Raw genomic sequence first — 14,301 nt, 5'->3', positions numbered from 1 at the left:
GTCAGGCTTGCTTCAGTAAGAGGTTCAGGTTCGGCTTGCGCCAGAATTTACGCAGCGCCAGTTTGCTGGCGCCGACGGTGCTCCAGCCGTTGCGGTGGCTGAGCAGCAGCGTCAGGCCGCCGATGCGGCCGTCCTGCAGGGCCGCCAGTAACGGCGCCAGCCATTCCTGCTCGATGCGCTGCATGCGCGCGATCCAGTCGGACCAGTCGCCGGTCTGCGCCGACGGTATCAACTCGGCCAGCATCACGGCGCCCGGCTGGGCGATCAACTGCGCGACGGTAGGCTGGCGCAGCGCGGGCGCGGCCAGCGCCTGCATCCACTCCGGGCCGCCGGCGATCGCCAGCGGCTGCGGCGCGGCTTTCAACGGACCGGCGCCGCCCCACAGCCAGAACGAGTTCACCGCTTGCAGGCCGCGCGTCTGGCGCGCCTCGTTGACCGGGTGTTCGTGCCACTGCATCTGGATCTCGTTTTGCAGCTTGCGGTAGGCGCGCGCGTGCTCGCCCTCGGGCATCCAGTCGCTCAGGTTTTGCGTGGTCGCGGCGTCGGGCGAGGCGGTGGCCAGGCCGGACCACTCGTCGGCCCGGGCGCACCACAGGCCGGGCGCGGCGTGCAGCAGCGTCTTGCCTTGCTCCTCGAAGCAGGGACGGGCCAGTTCGTAGAGCGCGCGCGATTCCGCCTCGGTCAAATGCAGCGCGCGCGGATCGGACAGCAGCAGGTGGGTGCGCGACAGCTGGATATGCGCCGGCTGCACGATGAACCAGTGGCCCTGCTCGGCTACGGCCATGGCCTCCGCCTGCAAGCCGCAGCCGTGCATGACGGCGGTGGCCACCGGCGCGCCGGTGTCGGGACGGTCCGGCGCGGACGCCAGGCCCAGCGCGTGGGCCAGCCATGCTTCGTGCGGCAGCACCCGGCTGTCGTTGTCGTAGATGTTGTATTGAAAGTGTTTGTTGCGAGACAACAACGTCGCCAAAGCGGGGGTTTTCAGGGCGCGCAACAGGTCGGGCGCCATCTCCGGTGGGGGCAGGGCGTAAGGCAGGGCAAGGGCTATATCAGTCATGCCGAGATTGTAGGGCATAGCGGGCTACGGCGGGATATTGCATTATGGAATTTAAATGTGTCGCAAAGAATCACAAAAGTAAAAAATAACAATTATCATAGGAAAAGTTTTGCTATAATTGCGACAACTTACATGTATTACCAGCATCACTTCAGCCCGGTGATGTCAGTTTTCCCGCTTTTCCCAGCCGCCTTTGACCTCACCCCCGTCAGCAGCCGCGCCGGTCAGTAATCCACTCCAAAACGACTTTTTGAAGGCCTATAACAATGATTCAGTTCAAATACAGCGGTGTGACGGTAGAGGTGTCGAAATGAGTACTATTTCGGTCAATACCACGGTTCACGTCTGCGAGGACACCAATAAGACCTTCGATGTGCGCGATGTACTGGCTGCCGCAGGCGTCACCACGACCGCCGGCCTGAACATCAGCACCATGGTGGTGAAGCTGCCGGACGGCACCACGTCGAGCGTCAATACGCCATTGTTCGGACGCGTCGACGCCGACACCGTCTATGTGCACCCGGGCGACTGGAAGCCGGACTACAACGGCCAGTTCGCGACCATCGAATTCATCGTCCAGGACGGCGACGGTCCGCGTATTACGCTGAGCCTGCAAGTGGTGGTTGATCCCGTCAACGACGCGCCGACCGGCGCCGACAAGGTATTTGCACTGACCAACGGCGCGCCGGTCGCGCTGGCCCAGGCCGACTTCGGCTTCGTCGACAAGGTCGAACACGATGCCTTCCAGTCCGTCATCATCACCTCGCTGCCGACCGCCGGCAAGCTGATGCTCAACGGCGTCGCCGTGGCCGTCAACACCGAAATCTCGGCCGCCGACATCGCCGCCGGCCATCTGTCGTTCGAGCCCAGCCAGACGGCCGCCGGCAGCTTCGACATCGGTTTCAAGGTGCGCGACGCCGGTGGCATGGTCGGCTGCGGCGCCGCCGACACCAGCGTCACCCCCAACTACCTGACCTTCAAAGTGCCGATGGCGCACCTGGGCGACTTCGTCTGGGAAGACACGAACGGCAACGGCGTGCAGGACGGCGGCGAAGCCGGCCTGTCCAACGTCACCGTGCAGCTGAAAGACACGGACGGCCACGTGGTCTCGACCACCACCACCGACGCCAGCGGCAAATACCACTTCGACGTCAATCCCGGCACCTACTCGGTGTCGGTGCAGGCGCCGGCCGGCTATGCGGCCACCGTCAAGGGCCAGGGCGGCGACGCCGTCGACAGCGATATCGACGCCAGCGGCAATACCGGCGCGATCACGCTGGCGCCGGGCGAGACCAACAACAAGGCCGATGCCGGCCTGGTGCGCCTGGCCTCGCTGGGCGACACGGTCTGGTACGACACCAACCGCGACGGCGTGCAGAACAACGGCGAAGCGGGCGTTGCCGGCGTCAAGGTCACGCTGCTGGACGCGGCCGGCCAACCGACCGGCGCCACCGTCACCACCGACGCCAGCGGCCACTACCAGTTCAGCGGCCTGCAACCTGGCAGCTACAGCGTGCAGTTCGACAAGACCACCTTGCCGGCCGGCTACCAGTTCACCACCCAGGCCCAGGGCGGCAATGCCACCACCGACTCCGACGCCGACGTCGGCACCGGCCAGACCGCGCAAGTGACGCTGGCTTCCGGCGACAGCTACCAGCACCTCGACGCAGGCGTCGTCGTCAAGCAAGCCACCGTGGGCGACCGCGTGTGGGAAGACGGCAACGGCAACGGCGTGCAGGATGCGGGCGAGCAGGGCGTGGACGGCGCGGTCGTCACGCTCAAGGACACCGGCGGCCACGTGGTCAGCTCGGTCACCACCCATGACGGCGGCCAGTACAGCTTCACCGTCGACCCCGGCACGTACACCGTGTCGGTGGCGCCGCCTGCGGGCTACGTATTCACCGCCGCCGGCAAGGGCGGCAACGGCGCGCTGGACAGCGATGTCGGCAGCGACGGCAATGCCAGCGTCACGGTAGGCGCGGGCGAAGTCAATCTGGACGTCGACGCCGGCATCTACCGCCCGGCCTCGCTGAGCGAAGTCGTGTGGATCGACGCCAACCGCGACGGCCGCCTGAACAACGGCGAAGTCGGCGCGGCCGGCGTCAAGGTCACCCTGCTGGACGCCAGCGGCAACCCGGTGGCGGGCGCCTCCGCCGTCACCGACGCCAACGGCCACTACCAGTTCAACGACCTGGCGCCTGGCGTCTACAGCGTGCAGTTCGATAAAACCACTCTGCCGGCCGGCTACAACTTCACCTCCGCCGCGCAGGGCGGCCCAGGCGGCGCGGGTTCCGACGCCGACACCGGCACCGGCAAGACCGCACAAGTCACGCTGGCCTCGGGCGACAACCTGACCTTGCGCGCCGGCCTGACCGTGCAGCAAGCCACGCTGGGCGACCGCGTGTGGGAAGACAGCAACGGCAACGGCGTGCAGGACAGCGGCGAAAGCGGCATCGACGGCGTCAAGGTCGACCTGAAGGACAGCCTGGGCAACGTGGTCAACAGCACCGTCACCCATGACGGCGGCCAGTACAGCTTCACCGTCGATCCGGGCACCTACTCGATCGCCGTCACCGCGCCTGCCGGCTACGTCAGCAGCGCGAGCGGCCTGGGCGGCAACAGCGCCACCGACAGCGACATCAACGCCGCCGGCCAGAGTGGCAACGTCACGTTGACGGCCGGCCAGAGCAATACCACGGTCGATGCAGGCCTGTACAAGCTCGCCGAACTGGGCGACACCGTCTGGAACGACGCCAACCGCAACGGCGTGCAGGACAACAATGAAACCGGCCGTTCCGGCGTCAAGGTCACGCTGCTGGATGCCTCCGGCGCCGCCGTGGCCACCGCCACCACCGACGTCGACGGCCACTACCTGTTCAACAGCCTGAAGCCAGGCACCTACAGCGTGCAGTTCGACAAGACCACGCTGGGTACCGGCTATGTGTTCAGCAGCGCCCACACGGGCAGCAACGGCGCCGTCGATTCCGACGCCGACCTCGCCACCGGCCAGACCCAGCAAGTTACGCTGACCTCAGGCGCGGTCAACCATGACCTGGATGCGGGCGTCTCGGCCTTGCAGGCCACCATCGGCGACCGCGTGTGGGAAGACAAGAACGGCAACGGCGTGCAGGATGCGGGCGAAGCCGGCATCGTCGGCGTCAAGGTCGATCTGAAGGACGAGCAGGGCAACATCGTCCAAACCACCAGCACCGGCGCAGACGGCAAGTACAGCTTCACCGTGGATGCCGGCAAGTACGCGATCTCGGTCACCGCACCGACCGGCATGACCGCCACCGGCGAACACGCCGGCGGCAACGGCGCGCTGGACAGCGATGTCGACGCCGCCGGCCAGGGCGACCTGATCACCGTGGCGCCGGGCCAGACCAACAACGACATCGACGCCGGCTTCTACAAGGGCGCGACCCTGGGCGACCGCGTCTGGTACGACGTCAACAAGAACGGCGTGCAGGACACCGGCGAAACCGGCGTGGCCGGCGTCAAGGTCATCCTGCTGGACCAGGCCGGCAATCCGACCGGCACCACCGCGACCACCGACGCCAACGGCAACTACAGCTTCACCAACCTGAAGCCGGGCACTTACAGCGTGCAGTTCGACAAGGGTACGCTGCCGGCCAACTACAGCTTCACCGCGGTCGACCAGGGCGCCAACGACGCCAAGGATTCCGACGCCAACATCACGACCGGCAAGACCGCGCAAGTGGTGCTGACCTCGGGCGCCGTCAACAGCGACCTGGACGCCGGCATCGTCGCGGCGCCAGCCAAGCTGGGCGACACCGTCTGGGAAGACAAGAACGGCAACGGCGTGCAGGACAGCGGCGAAGCCGGCATCTGCGGCGTCACCGTGCAGTTGAAGGACGCCACCGGCAAACTGGTGGCCACCACCACCACCGACGCCGCCGGCCACTACACCTTCACCGCCGATCCGGGCAGCTACACGGTGTCGGTCACGGCGCCGTCGGGCTTTAGCTTCACCGGCAAGGACGTGGGCAGCGACGATGCCAAGGACAGCGATTTCGCCAGCAACGGCGTCAGCAATGTCGTCAAACTGGCCGCCGGCGAAGTCAACAACACCATCGATGCCGGCCTGTACAAGGCTGCCTCGATCGGCGACCGCGTTTGGCTGGACAGCAACAAGAACGGCATCCAGGACAGCGGCGAATGCGGCGTGTCCGATGTCAAGGTGATCCTGGTCGACGCCGACGGCAACCAGGTCGGCAAGGCCGTCACCACCGATTGCGACGGCAATTACATGTTCACCGGCCTCAAGCCGGGCACCTACACCGTGCAGTTCGACAAGGCGACGCTGCCGGAAGGCATGGTCTTCACCAAGGCCAACCAGGGCAGCAACGACGGCGTCGATTCCGACGTCGACGCCAGCGGCCTGTCGCACGCCGTCACCGTCACTTCGGGCCAGGTCGACAAGAGCGTGGACGCCGGCGTGCTGGCAGCCGCCACCATCGGCGACAAGGTCTGGATCGACAAGAACGGCAACGGCCTGCAGGACGACGGCAGCGACAGCGGCAAGTCCGGCGTGACCGTCAACCTGCGCGACGCCGACGGCAACATCGTCAAGACCACCACCACCGACAGCAACGGCAACTACAAGTTCTCGGTAGCGGCGGGCACCTACTCGGTCGACATCAAGGCGCCGAGCGGCTTCCTGATCACCGCCAAGGACGTGGGCAGCGACGGCAACGTCGACAGCGATGCCGACGCCAGCGGCAACCTCGGTTCGATCACCGTGACCGCCGGCCAGCACGCCACCAATATGGACGCCGGCCTGTATCAGAAGGGCTCGATCGGCGACAAGGTCTGGTACGACACCAACGGCGACGGCATCCAGCAGTCGGGCGAGGCGGTCGCCAAGAATGTCGTGGTCACGCTGCTCAACGAAAAAGGCGTGGCCATCGCCACCGACACCACGGACGCCAGTGGCCTGTACTCGTTCACCGACGTCGGTCCCGGCAAGTACTCGGTCAAGTTCAGCGCGCCCGAAGGCTATATCTTCACCAAGGCCAACCAGGGCAGCAACACCGGCGCCGATTCGGACGCCGACAGCAGCGGCCTGACCGCGCAGTTCTCGCTGGCTTCCGGCGTGAAGGACACCACCCGCGACGCCGGCCTGGTCAAGGCCGCCAGCATCGGCGACACCGTCTGGGAAGACGTCAACTACAACGGCGTCAAGGACAGCGGCGAGAAGGGCGTCGACGGCGTCACCGTCAAGCTGTACGACACCGCCGGCGTGCTCAAGGGCACCACCGTCACCCATGACGGCGGCCAGTACCTGTTCAACGGCCTCGCCGCCGGTTCGTACAAGGTCGAAGTCACCAACAGCAGCGGCTGGTACTTCACCAAGTCCGGCATGGGCACCGACGTCAACGATTCCGACATCACCAGCGTCAACGGCAACACCGGCAGCACCGGCGCCATCACGGTGGCGGCCGGCCAGAACATCACCACCGAAGATGCCGGCATCTATCGCAAGGCCAGCATCGGCGACAAGGTGTGGCGCGACGCCAACCACAACGGCATCCAGGACAGCGGCGAGGAAGGCATCGGCGGCATCAGCGTGGCGCTGTACGACGCCGCCACCAACAAGCAGTTGGGCACGACGATCAAGACCGACGCGAGCGGCAACTACAAGTTCAGCGACCTGACCCCGGGCAACTACTACCTGGTGTTCGACAAGACCAACGTCAGCGTGCACTTCTCGTCGGACAACGCCACCTACAACATGAGCAACTGGAAGTGGGGCGTGAAGAACACCGGCACCAACGACGCCATCGATTCGGACGTGGTCGGCGACGGCAAGGCGTACACCAACGTCACCCATACCGACACCATCTCGCTGACCTCGGGCAAGAACGACATGAGCTGGGATGCCACCATCACGCCGATCGCGATCGACCTGAACGGCGACGGCATCCACACCATCGCCCGCGGCGCGATGCAGGGCAGCTTCGACCTGCTGGGCACCGGCAAGGCGATCCAGTCCGGCTGGCTGTCGGGCAGCGACGGCTTCCTGGCCATCGACGGCAACGGCAACGGCAAGATCGACAGCATCAACGAGCTGTTCGGCGGCGCCAGCAAGGGCTCGGGCTTCGCCAAGCTGGCAACCTATGACAGCAACCACGACGGCGTGGTCGATGCCAAGGATGGTCAGTTCGCCAGCCTGCTGGTCTGGCAGGACAAGAACAGCGACGGCAAGACCGATGCGGGCGAGCTGATGTCGTTGAAGGACGCCGGCGTGGCCAGCCTGAAGGTGGCCTACACCGAACTGCCGTTCGTCGACGCCAACAACAACCTGCACCTGGAGCGCAGCAGTGTTGTCATGAGCGACGGCAAAACGGCCGACATGACCGACGTTTATTTCGACGTCGCCAGGGAAGACGCGGCGGCTGCCGGCGTGGTCGCACCGACCATCGCCGACCTGATCGGCGCCGAGCCGGCGGCAACGCTGGTGGGCCAGTGCCCTGTATTGCACGGTTAAGATTTTTAAAACAACTTTTAAAACAACTTTTAAAAAAGAGAATTCAACATGACCATCAAATTCAACACCGCAGTCAAAGCCGCCGCCGTTGCCGCCGCCCTGGCATTTTCCAGCGTCAGCCATGCCGCCATTACCGTGTCGGAAAAATCCGCGCTCGAGTTCCTGAACTTTGACGCATCCTTCTACGACAACGGCCCGGCCACCACCATCAGCCCTTGGACCCTGAGCGGTGACGTCAACACCCTGGCATTCTGCATCGACCCGACCACGCCAGCCAATTTCCACGTCAACTACGGCGGCGCCGGCATCGTGCCGGCCAGCGCCATCATCGGCCTGTATGAAACCTCGTACAACAAGGTGCTGAACAACGGCGTCTACAACGCCAACAATGCCGCCGCCTTCCAGCTGGCACTGTGGGAAGTATTGGACGACAAAAACTTCGGCACTGGCTCGCTGATCCTGCCGACCACCGGCGGTGAACTGGCGAACAACGACCTGGTCGCCGGCATTGCGCACGGCATGCTGAGCGATGCGCTGGGCTACGCCGGCCATGGCGGTAGCTACGCTTACACCGAATACACCGCCACCGGCTCGCAAACGCTGCTGGGTGTTTCGGCCGTGCCGGAAGCCGACAGCTGGGCCATGATGGCCGTCGGCCTGGGCCTGTTGGGTCTGGTCAGCCGCCGTAAATCGGGCAAGAGCGAAACCTTCGCCTGATTTGTGGGGGGCAGGGTGCGGTGTTTCACCCATGGAATCCTATTTATATGGCACACTGCGGGCTCACCAATGTTGATTCCCTTTGGAGCCCATGAGTCTTATCCAAAACCTGCCCTTTGAATGGCTGGTCGGCCTGCGTTACACGCGGGCCGGCAAGCGCAGCGGGCGCAATAGTTTTATCTCCTTTATCTCGCTCATCTCCATGGCCGGCATCGGCCTGGGCGTGGCGGCGCTGATCGTCGTGCTGTCCGTGATGAACGGTTTCCAGAAAGAAGTGACCGACCGCATGCTGTCGGTGCTGGCCCACGTCGAAATCTTCGACGCCCGTGGCTCGATGCCGGACTGGCACGCCGCCGCCGCCGAAGCGCGCAAGAACCCGGAAGTGATCGGCGCCGCGCCGTTCGCCGAAACGCAGGGCATGCTGGTGCGCGACGACGTGCTGCGTCCAGCCATCATCCGCGGCGTGCTGCCGGAGCAGGAACCCAACGTCTCCGACGTCGCCAAACAGACCAAACGTGGCAGCTTCAACGCGCTGCAACCGGGCAGCTACAACATCGTGCTGGGCATCGAGCTGGCGCGCGCGCTGCGCGTCAACCTCGGCGAGAAGGTCACGCTGGCGCTGGCCCAGGGCCAGCCGACACCGGCCGGCGTGCTGCCGCGCCTGCGCTCGTTCACCGTGGTCGGCATCTTCGAAGCGGGCCACAACGAGTTCGACTCGGCGCTGGCCTTCGTCCACCTGACCGACGCCGAAAAACTGCTGCGCATGGACGCGCCGGCCGGCCTGCGCCTGCGCCTGTCGGACATGCACCGCGCGCCGCAAGTGGCGCAGGACCTGAAGGCCAGCATGTCGGGCGACCTGATCATGCGCGACTGGTCCAAGCTGAACGCCAACTGGTTCGCCGCGGTACAGACCGAGAAGCGCATGATGTTCATCATCCTGACCCTGATCATCGCCGTGGCCGCCTTCAACCTGGTGTCGACGCTGGTGATGACCGTCACCGAGAAACAGGCCGACATCGCCATCCTGCGCACGCTGGGCGCCTCGCCGCGTTCGATCATGAAGATCTTCATGATCCAGGGCGCTCTGGTCGGCATCCTCGGCACCGCGATCGGCGTCGGCCTGGGCGTGCTGGTGGCGCTCAACATCGACGTCATCGTGCCGTTTATCGAACATCTATTGGGAGTGCAGTTCTTGTCGAAGGATATCTACTACATCAGCAGCGTGCCGTCCGACCTGCGTTGGCCGGACGTGTTCAAGATCGGCGGCGTGGCCGTGGTGCTGGCCTTCGTGGCGACGCTGTATCCAAGCTGGTGGGCCGCCCGTGTGAAACCTGCGGAGGCGCTGCGCTATGAGTAAGCTGGAACCTGTGGTCCTGTCCTGCCGCAGCCTGGGCAAAACCTTCACGCAAGGCGCCTACTCGGTGCAGGTGCTGAACGGCATCGACATCGACGTGCGGCGCGGCGAACGCGTGGCCATCGTCGGCGCCTCCGGCTCCGGCAAATCGACCCTGCTGCACCTGCTGGGCGGCCTCGATACGCCGACCAAGGGCAGCGTCACCCTGCTGGGCAAGGACTTCGCCAGCCTGAGCGAGACCGCGCGCGGCGACCTGCGCAACAGCTCGCTGGGCTTTGTCTACCAGTTCCACCACCTGCTGCCGGAGTTCAGCGCGCTGGACAACGTGGCGATGCCGCTGATGATACGCCGCGTCAAGCGCAGCGAAGCGAGCAGCGTGGCGCAGCAGATCCTCACCCGCGTCAACCTTGCCAAGCGCGTCACGCACGTGCCGGGCGAGTTGTCGGGCGGCGAGCGTCAGCGCGTGGCGTTGGCGCGCGCGCTGGTCACGCAGCCGGCCTGCGTGCTGGCCGACGAGCCGACCGGCAACCTCGATCACGCCACCGCGCAGCAGATCTTCGATTTGATGCTGGAACTGTCGCGCACCCTGGGCACGGCCTTCATCATCGTCACCCACGATATCGAGCTGGCGCGCCGCTGCGACCGCGTGCTGCGCCTGACCGACGAAGGCCTGCACCCTTACCAGGACTGACGCCATGTGGATCGACACCCACTGCCACCTCGACGCCCACGAATTCGGCGGCGAGTCGGCCGCGCAGGCGGCGCTGGCGCGGGAGCAGGGCGTGTCGATGATCGTTATCCCGGCGGTGGAGACGGCCAACTTCCCGGTGGTGGCCCAGCTGGCCGCCAGCGTGGACAACGCCTGCTACGCGCTGGGCATCCATCCGATCTACGTTCCAAACGCCGACGAGGACGACCTGCGCGTGCTGCGCGAGCAGGTCGCCGCCGCCATGGCCGACCCGCGCTTCGTCGCGCTCGGCGAGATCGGCCTGGATTTTTTCATTCCCATGCTGACCGAGCCGGCGATGCGCGAGAAGCAGATCTTCTTCTTCCGCGAGCAGCTCAAGATCGCCCGCGATTTCGAGCTGCCGGTGCTGATGCACGTGCGCCGCTCGCAGGACGTGGTGCTCAAGCACGCGCGCCAGATCCGTCCCGCCGGCGGCATCGCCCATGCGTTCAACGGCAGCTTCCAGCAGGCGCAGGGTTATATCGAGCTGGGCTTCAAGCTGGGCTTCGGCGGCGCCATGACCTTTACCCGCGCGTTGCAAATCCGCCGCATGGCGGCCGAACTGCCGCTGGCATCCATCGTGCTGGAAACCGATGCGCCCGACATTTCCCCCAGCTGGATACACCCCGGCCGCAACAGTCCCGACCAAATCCCCCGCATCGGCGCCGTGCTGGCCGAGCTGCGCAACATCCCCCTGCAAGAAGTGGCCGACGCCACCAGCGCCAATGCGCGCGCCGCGCTGCCGCGCATGCCGGCCTGGGGTTAGCCCGAGCGTCAGGCGCGCACGGTTAGATTTGGATAGATTTGACGCTCAGTCAATAGTGCATAATCTAAAATCTTAATATTTGCACAATCTATCTGAAAGTCTTGTAATGAAAAACATCGTCCGTAGTACTTGCCTTGCAGCGCTGGTGTTGGTCCCTGTTGCCAGTTTCGCCGATTCCAGCCAGGTGTCCGAGCGCGAGATCGACGTACCGAAGTGCGCCCGTCCGGCCGCCAAGGTCGTGTTCACCGAATTCAAGTGCAAGTCGGCCGATTGTTCGTCGGGCGCGGGCCAGCAGGACCCACGCCAGTACCGCTGGTGGGAGCGCCGCGGCGATGTCGCGCAGCCCAGCTACACCGGCGTCGGCACCGGCATGACCGAAATGCTGGCCACCGCGCTGACCCAGACCGGTTGCTTCGACGTGCAGGAACGCGCCGAGATGGACGAGATCAACAAGGAACTGGCGCTGATCGGCAAGAAGGTCGAAGCCGAAGCGGCCGACTTCATGATCACCGGGTCGATCACCTCGCTCGGCTTCGAGCAAAGCTCCACCGGCCTGGGCGGCCTGGGCTTCCTCAAAGGCCCGCTGGGCCTGCTGGCCGGCTCGGTCGACTTCAAGAAATCCAAGGTCCACATGAATATGGACATCCGCGTGGTGGACGTCAAGCGCGCCAAGATCATCGCCTCCAAGACCTTCCAGGCGAATAACGAAAAGAACGGCTTCGGCGTATCGGCGCTGGGTTGGGGCGGCGGTGTCGGCCTGGGCGGCAGCCACGCCAGCATCAGCGGCTCGCCGCTGGAAGAAGTGGCGCGCGACCTGCTGGTCAAGTCGACCTCCTTCCTGGCCGAGACCATCGCCGCCAAGAACATCACCGAGCACGTCGCGGTCAAAGCCACCGACGTTTCGGTGAAATAAACACACTGCCGGCAATGTGAAACTATTGTCATGATAGCTTTATTGACATGAATTATCAGCAATGATATCGTTCTTGCACCACTATCCGTGGTCATCGTTTGAACTTTAACTATCTAAAAAGGTTCTTAAAAATGAAAAAGCAAAATGAGACTAAGCTGTTCGCATTCAAGCTGGCTGAGAAGAAAGTCGTAGCCAAGGCCGACCCGCAATGGAAAGCCCGCGAAGGCGTGGCGCTGGCCGGTTGCTCGGGTCCTGACGCCCGTGCCGGGAAAAACGGTGGGCGAGACAACGGCATCTGGTGCTAAGCATCTGATTGCGGCGATGGCTGCATCCGGCATCCGCCGGGTCGGCCATCCGTCCCGCTGACAACCTACGCCATGACCAAAAAAGTCCTGATCGTCACCCACAGCGGCGACCTCCACGCAGATTTGCTCACCCCCATCCTGGCCGCCAAAGGCGGCGTCTGGTTCCGCATCGACCTCGACACCTTCCCCCGCGATTACGAATTGATCCACGCCTTCCAGCCGCACGGCTGCCACGGCGAAATCCGCCATCTGCCGTCGGGCGCCAGCATTGCCGTGGCCGAGGTCGGCGCGGTCTGGGCCCGCAAGTCGGCCGACTTCGCCTACCGCAGCGCAGACCTCGGCCCGCAGGAACTGGCCTACGCCAAAATGGAAAGCGAGCAGGCGCTGTTTGGCCTGTTGTATGGCCTGGACTGTTATTGGGTCAGCCATCCGCAGGCGATGCGCGGCGCCATGTGGAAGGGCGAGCAGCTGCAACGCGCGCAGCGGCTGGGCTTTCGCATTCCCGCCACGCTGCTCACCAATTCGGCCGCGCAGGTGCGGCAGTTCCGCGCGCAGCTGCCGGGACAGATGATCTTCAAAGCCATGTCGACGCCGACGCTGGCGGCGGAAGAAGTGGCCGCCGCCGATTGCGTGGCCGAAGGCCTGACCACCACACTGATCGACGACGAGATGATGGGGGCCATCGACGCGGTGGCCGAGTTGCCTTGCCAGTTCCAGCAATACGTCGCCAAGCAGTACGAGCTGCGCGTGACGGTGATCGGCCGCCGCGTGTTCGCCGCCCGGATAGACAGCCAGGACGACAGCCGCACGGCGGTCGATTGCCGCGACATGTCGGCGACTATCCGCTACGCGCCGACGCTGCTGCCGCCGCAGATCGAGCGGCGCTGCCTGGAGCTGGTGGCCAGCTATGGCCTGAACTATAGCGCGCTGGACCTGATCGTCACGCCGGACAATGAATACGTCTTCCTTGAAAATAACCCCGCAGGACAGTTCCTGTTCATCGAACAGCTGATCCCCGAATTCAATCTGCTTGAAACGCTGGCCGACCAGCTGTTGCAGGAGGCCGCATGCCGCACGCACTGAACGAGCATCTGCCGGAAAAAATCAAACAGCTCGAAGCGCTGCGCGGCGGCCGGGTGCTGGTGATGGCGGCCGCGCAGCTGGATATGGAAATGCTGCCCGCGCTATACCAGCAACTGCGCGCCATCGGCCGTGGCGAACGGCTGGACGTGGTGCTGCAATGCCGCGGCGGCATGGTCAACGCCGCGCGCCGCATCGCGCTGCTGCTGCGCGAGTACACGCAGCGCCTGAATTTCATCGTGCCGTATTACTGCCAGTCGTCGGCCACGCTGTTGACCTTGGCCGCCGACGAGATCATCGCCGGCGAGCTGGCGATTTTCTCGCCCATCGATCCGCATCTGCAGGGCGACGCCGAGGGCGGCGAATCAAGCGCCGTGTCGTCGCAGGACATCCGGCAGTTCGGCGACATGTGCGCGGCCTGGTTCGGCGCGGATGCCGGGCAGGCGCGCGCGGACGCGTTGTCGCTGCTGAGCGCCAGCGTGTTCCCGCCCACGCTGACGGCGTTCTACCGCACCACGCTGGAGCTGCGCCAGATCGGCGAGGAGCTGCTGCGGTATCAGCTGCCGCAGCGCGATGCCGATGCGCGCGGCAAGATCGTCGAGCACCTGATGTCCGCTTACCATTCGCACCATTACGCCATCACCGGCGAGGAACTGGCGTCGCTCGGCCTGCAAGTGCGGCGCGAACCCAAGGTCGAGGATCTGGCCTGGGCGATTTCGCTGCTGCTGCAAGCCCATATCGGCGGCGGCGCGCGGACTTCAGTCGAGGCGCCGGTGCAGGAGGCCTTGCTGGCCACGCGCGACGGCGTGATGGTACGCTACCGGCAAGCGGACGGCTTGCTGCCACGCTGGTCCGGCGTAGTGTGACGGTG

10 protein-coding genes are annotated in these 14,301 nt (G+C 64.9%); 9 read left to right on the top strand and 1 reads right to left on the bottom strand.

Annotated features, from left to right (window positions below; genetic code table 11):
- Position 1: 1 nt before the first annotated feature.
- A complete protein-coding gene (locus V6M89_RS25325) occupies positions 2–1,057 on the bottom strand; it encodes a hypothetical protein (protein ID WP_332855802.1) in 1,056 nt (351 codons plus the stop codon).
- 310 nt (positions 1,058–1,367) lie between these two features.
- Here V6M89_RS25325 and V6M89_RS25320 point away from each other — a divergent pair, with 310 nt between their 5' ends.
- The 9 genes from V6M89_RS25320 (at position 1,368) to V6M89_RS25280 (ending at position 14,296) form a co-directional block, all read left to right on the top strand.
- On the top strand, positions 1,368–7,568 hold the full coding sequence (locus V6M89_RS25320; protein ID WP_332855801.1) for an SdrD B-like domain-containing protein: 6,201 nt from the start codon (positions 1,368–1,370) through the stop codon (positions 7,566–7,568).
- 48 nt (positions 7,569–7,616) lie between these two features.
- A complete protein-coding gene (locus tag V6M89_RS25315) occupies positions 7,617–8,285 on the top strand; it encodes a PEP-CTERM sorting domain-containing protein (protein ID WP_332855800.1) in 669 nt (222 codons plus the stop codon).
- 91 nt (positions 8,286–8,376) lie between these two features.
- Positions 8,377–9,642 (top strand): lipoprotein-releasing ABC transporter permease subunit, encoded by a 1,266-nt coding sequence (locus V6M89_RS25310; RefSeq protein ID WP_332855799.1) that lies wholly within the window; start codon positions 8,377–8,379, stop codon positions 9,640–9,642.
- Positions 9,635–10,330, top strand: coding sequence for a lipoprotein-releasing ABC transporter ATP-binding protein LolD (lolD, locus tag V6M89_RS25305; RefSeq protein ID WP_332855798.1), 696 nt, complete (start codon positions 9,635–9,637; stop codon positions 10,328–10,330). Before V6M89_RS25310 ends, lolD begins: the two co-directional genes overlap by 8 nt.
- 4 nt (positions 10,331–10,334) lie before the next feature.
- On the top strand, positions 10,335–11,132 hold the full coding sequence (locus tag V6M89_RS25300) for a TatD family hydrolase (protein ID WP_332855797.1): 798 nt from the start codon (positions 10,335–10,337) through the stop codon (positions 11,130–11,132).
- Between the two features lie 106 nt (positions 11,133–11,238).
- Positions 11,239–12,045: a CsgG/HfaB family protein gene (locus tag V6M89_RS25295; protein WP_332855796.1), complete on the top strand. Its 807-nt coding sequence runs from the start codon at positions 11,239–11,241 to the stop codon at positions 12,043–12,045.
- A gap of 131 nt (positions 12,046–12,176) precedes the next feature.
- The gene (locus V6M89_RS25290; protein ID WP_332855795.1) at positions 12,177–12,350 is read left to right on the top strand and encodes a hypothetical protein; all 174 of its coding nucleotides are present in this window, start codon (positions 12,177–12,179) and stop codon (positions 12,348–12,350) included.
- A gap of 72 nt (positions 12,351–12,422) precedes the next feature.
- A complete protein-coding gene (locus tag V6M89_RS25285) occupies positions 12,423–13,433 on the top strand; it encodes an ATP-grasp domain-containing protein (protein ID WP_332855794.1) in 1,011 nt (336 codons plus the stop codon).
- A complete protein-coding gene (locus V6M89_RS25280; protein ID WP_332855793.1) occupies positions 13,418–14,296 on the top strand; it encodes an SDH family Clp fold serine proteinase in 879 nt (292 codons plus the stop codon). The genes V6M89_RS25285 and V6M89_RS25280 overlap by 16 nt, the downstream gene beginning before the upstream one ends.
- Positions 14,297–14,301 lie beyond the last annotated feature (5 nt).

The organism is Duganella sp. S19_KUP01_CR8 (assembly GCF_036688705.1).
Classification (GTDB): Bacteria; Pseudomonadota; Gammaproteobacteria; order Burkholderiales; family Burkholderiaceae_D; genus Rugamonas.
This window is presented reverse-complemented; position numbering and strand designations above follow the sequence as displayed.

Bases quoted from the DNA above. Each gene is read 5' to 3' on its own strand.
- V6M89_RS25290 (WP_332855795.1), top strand. From the start codon at position 12,177: ATGAAAAAGCAAAATGAGACTAAGCTGTTCGCATTCAAGCTGGCTGAG.
- V6M89_RS25315 (WP_332855800.1), top strand. From the start codon at position 7,617: ATGACCATCAAATTCAACACCGCAGTCAAAGCCGCCGCCGTTGCCGCC.
- V6M89_RS25280 (WP_332855793.1), top strand. From the start codon at position 13,418: ATGCCGCACGCACTGAACGAGCATCTGCCGGAAAAAATCAAACAGCTC.
- V6M89_RS25320 (WP_332855801.1), top strand. From the start codon at position 1,368: ATGAGTACTATTTCGGTCAATACCACGGTTCACGTCTGCGAGGACACC.
- V6M89_RS25325 (WP_332855802.1), bottom strand. From the start codon at position 1,057: ATGACTGATATAGCCCTTGCCCTGCCTTACGCCCTGCCCCCACCGGAG.
- lolD (WP_332855798.1), top strand. From the start codon at position 9,635: ATGAGTAAGCTGGAACCTGTGGTCCTGTCCTGCCGCAGCCTGGGCAAA.
- V6M89_RS25295 (WP_332855796.1), top strand. From the start codon at position 11,239: ATGAAAAACATCGTCCGTAGTACTTGCCTTGCAGCGCTGGTGTTGGTC.
- V6M89_RS25310 (WP_332855799.1), top strand. From the start codon at position 8,377: ATGAGTCTTATCCAAAACCTGCCCTTTGAATGGCTGGTCGGCCTGCGT.
- V6M89_RS25300 (WP_332855797.1), top strand. From the start codon at position 10,335: ATGTGGATCGACACCCACTGCCACCTCGACGCCCACGAATTCGGCGGC.
- V6M89_RS25285 (WP_332855794.1), top strand. From the start codon at position 12,423: ATGACCAAAAAAGTCCTGATCGTCACCCACAGCGGCGACCTCCACGCA.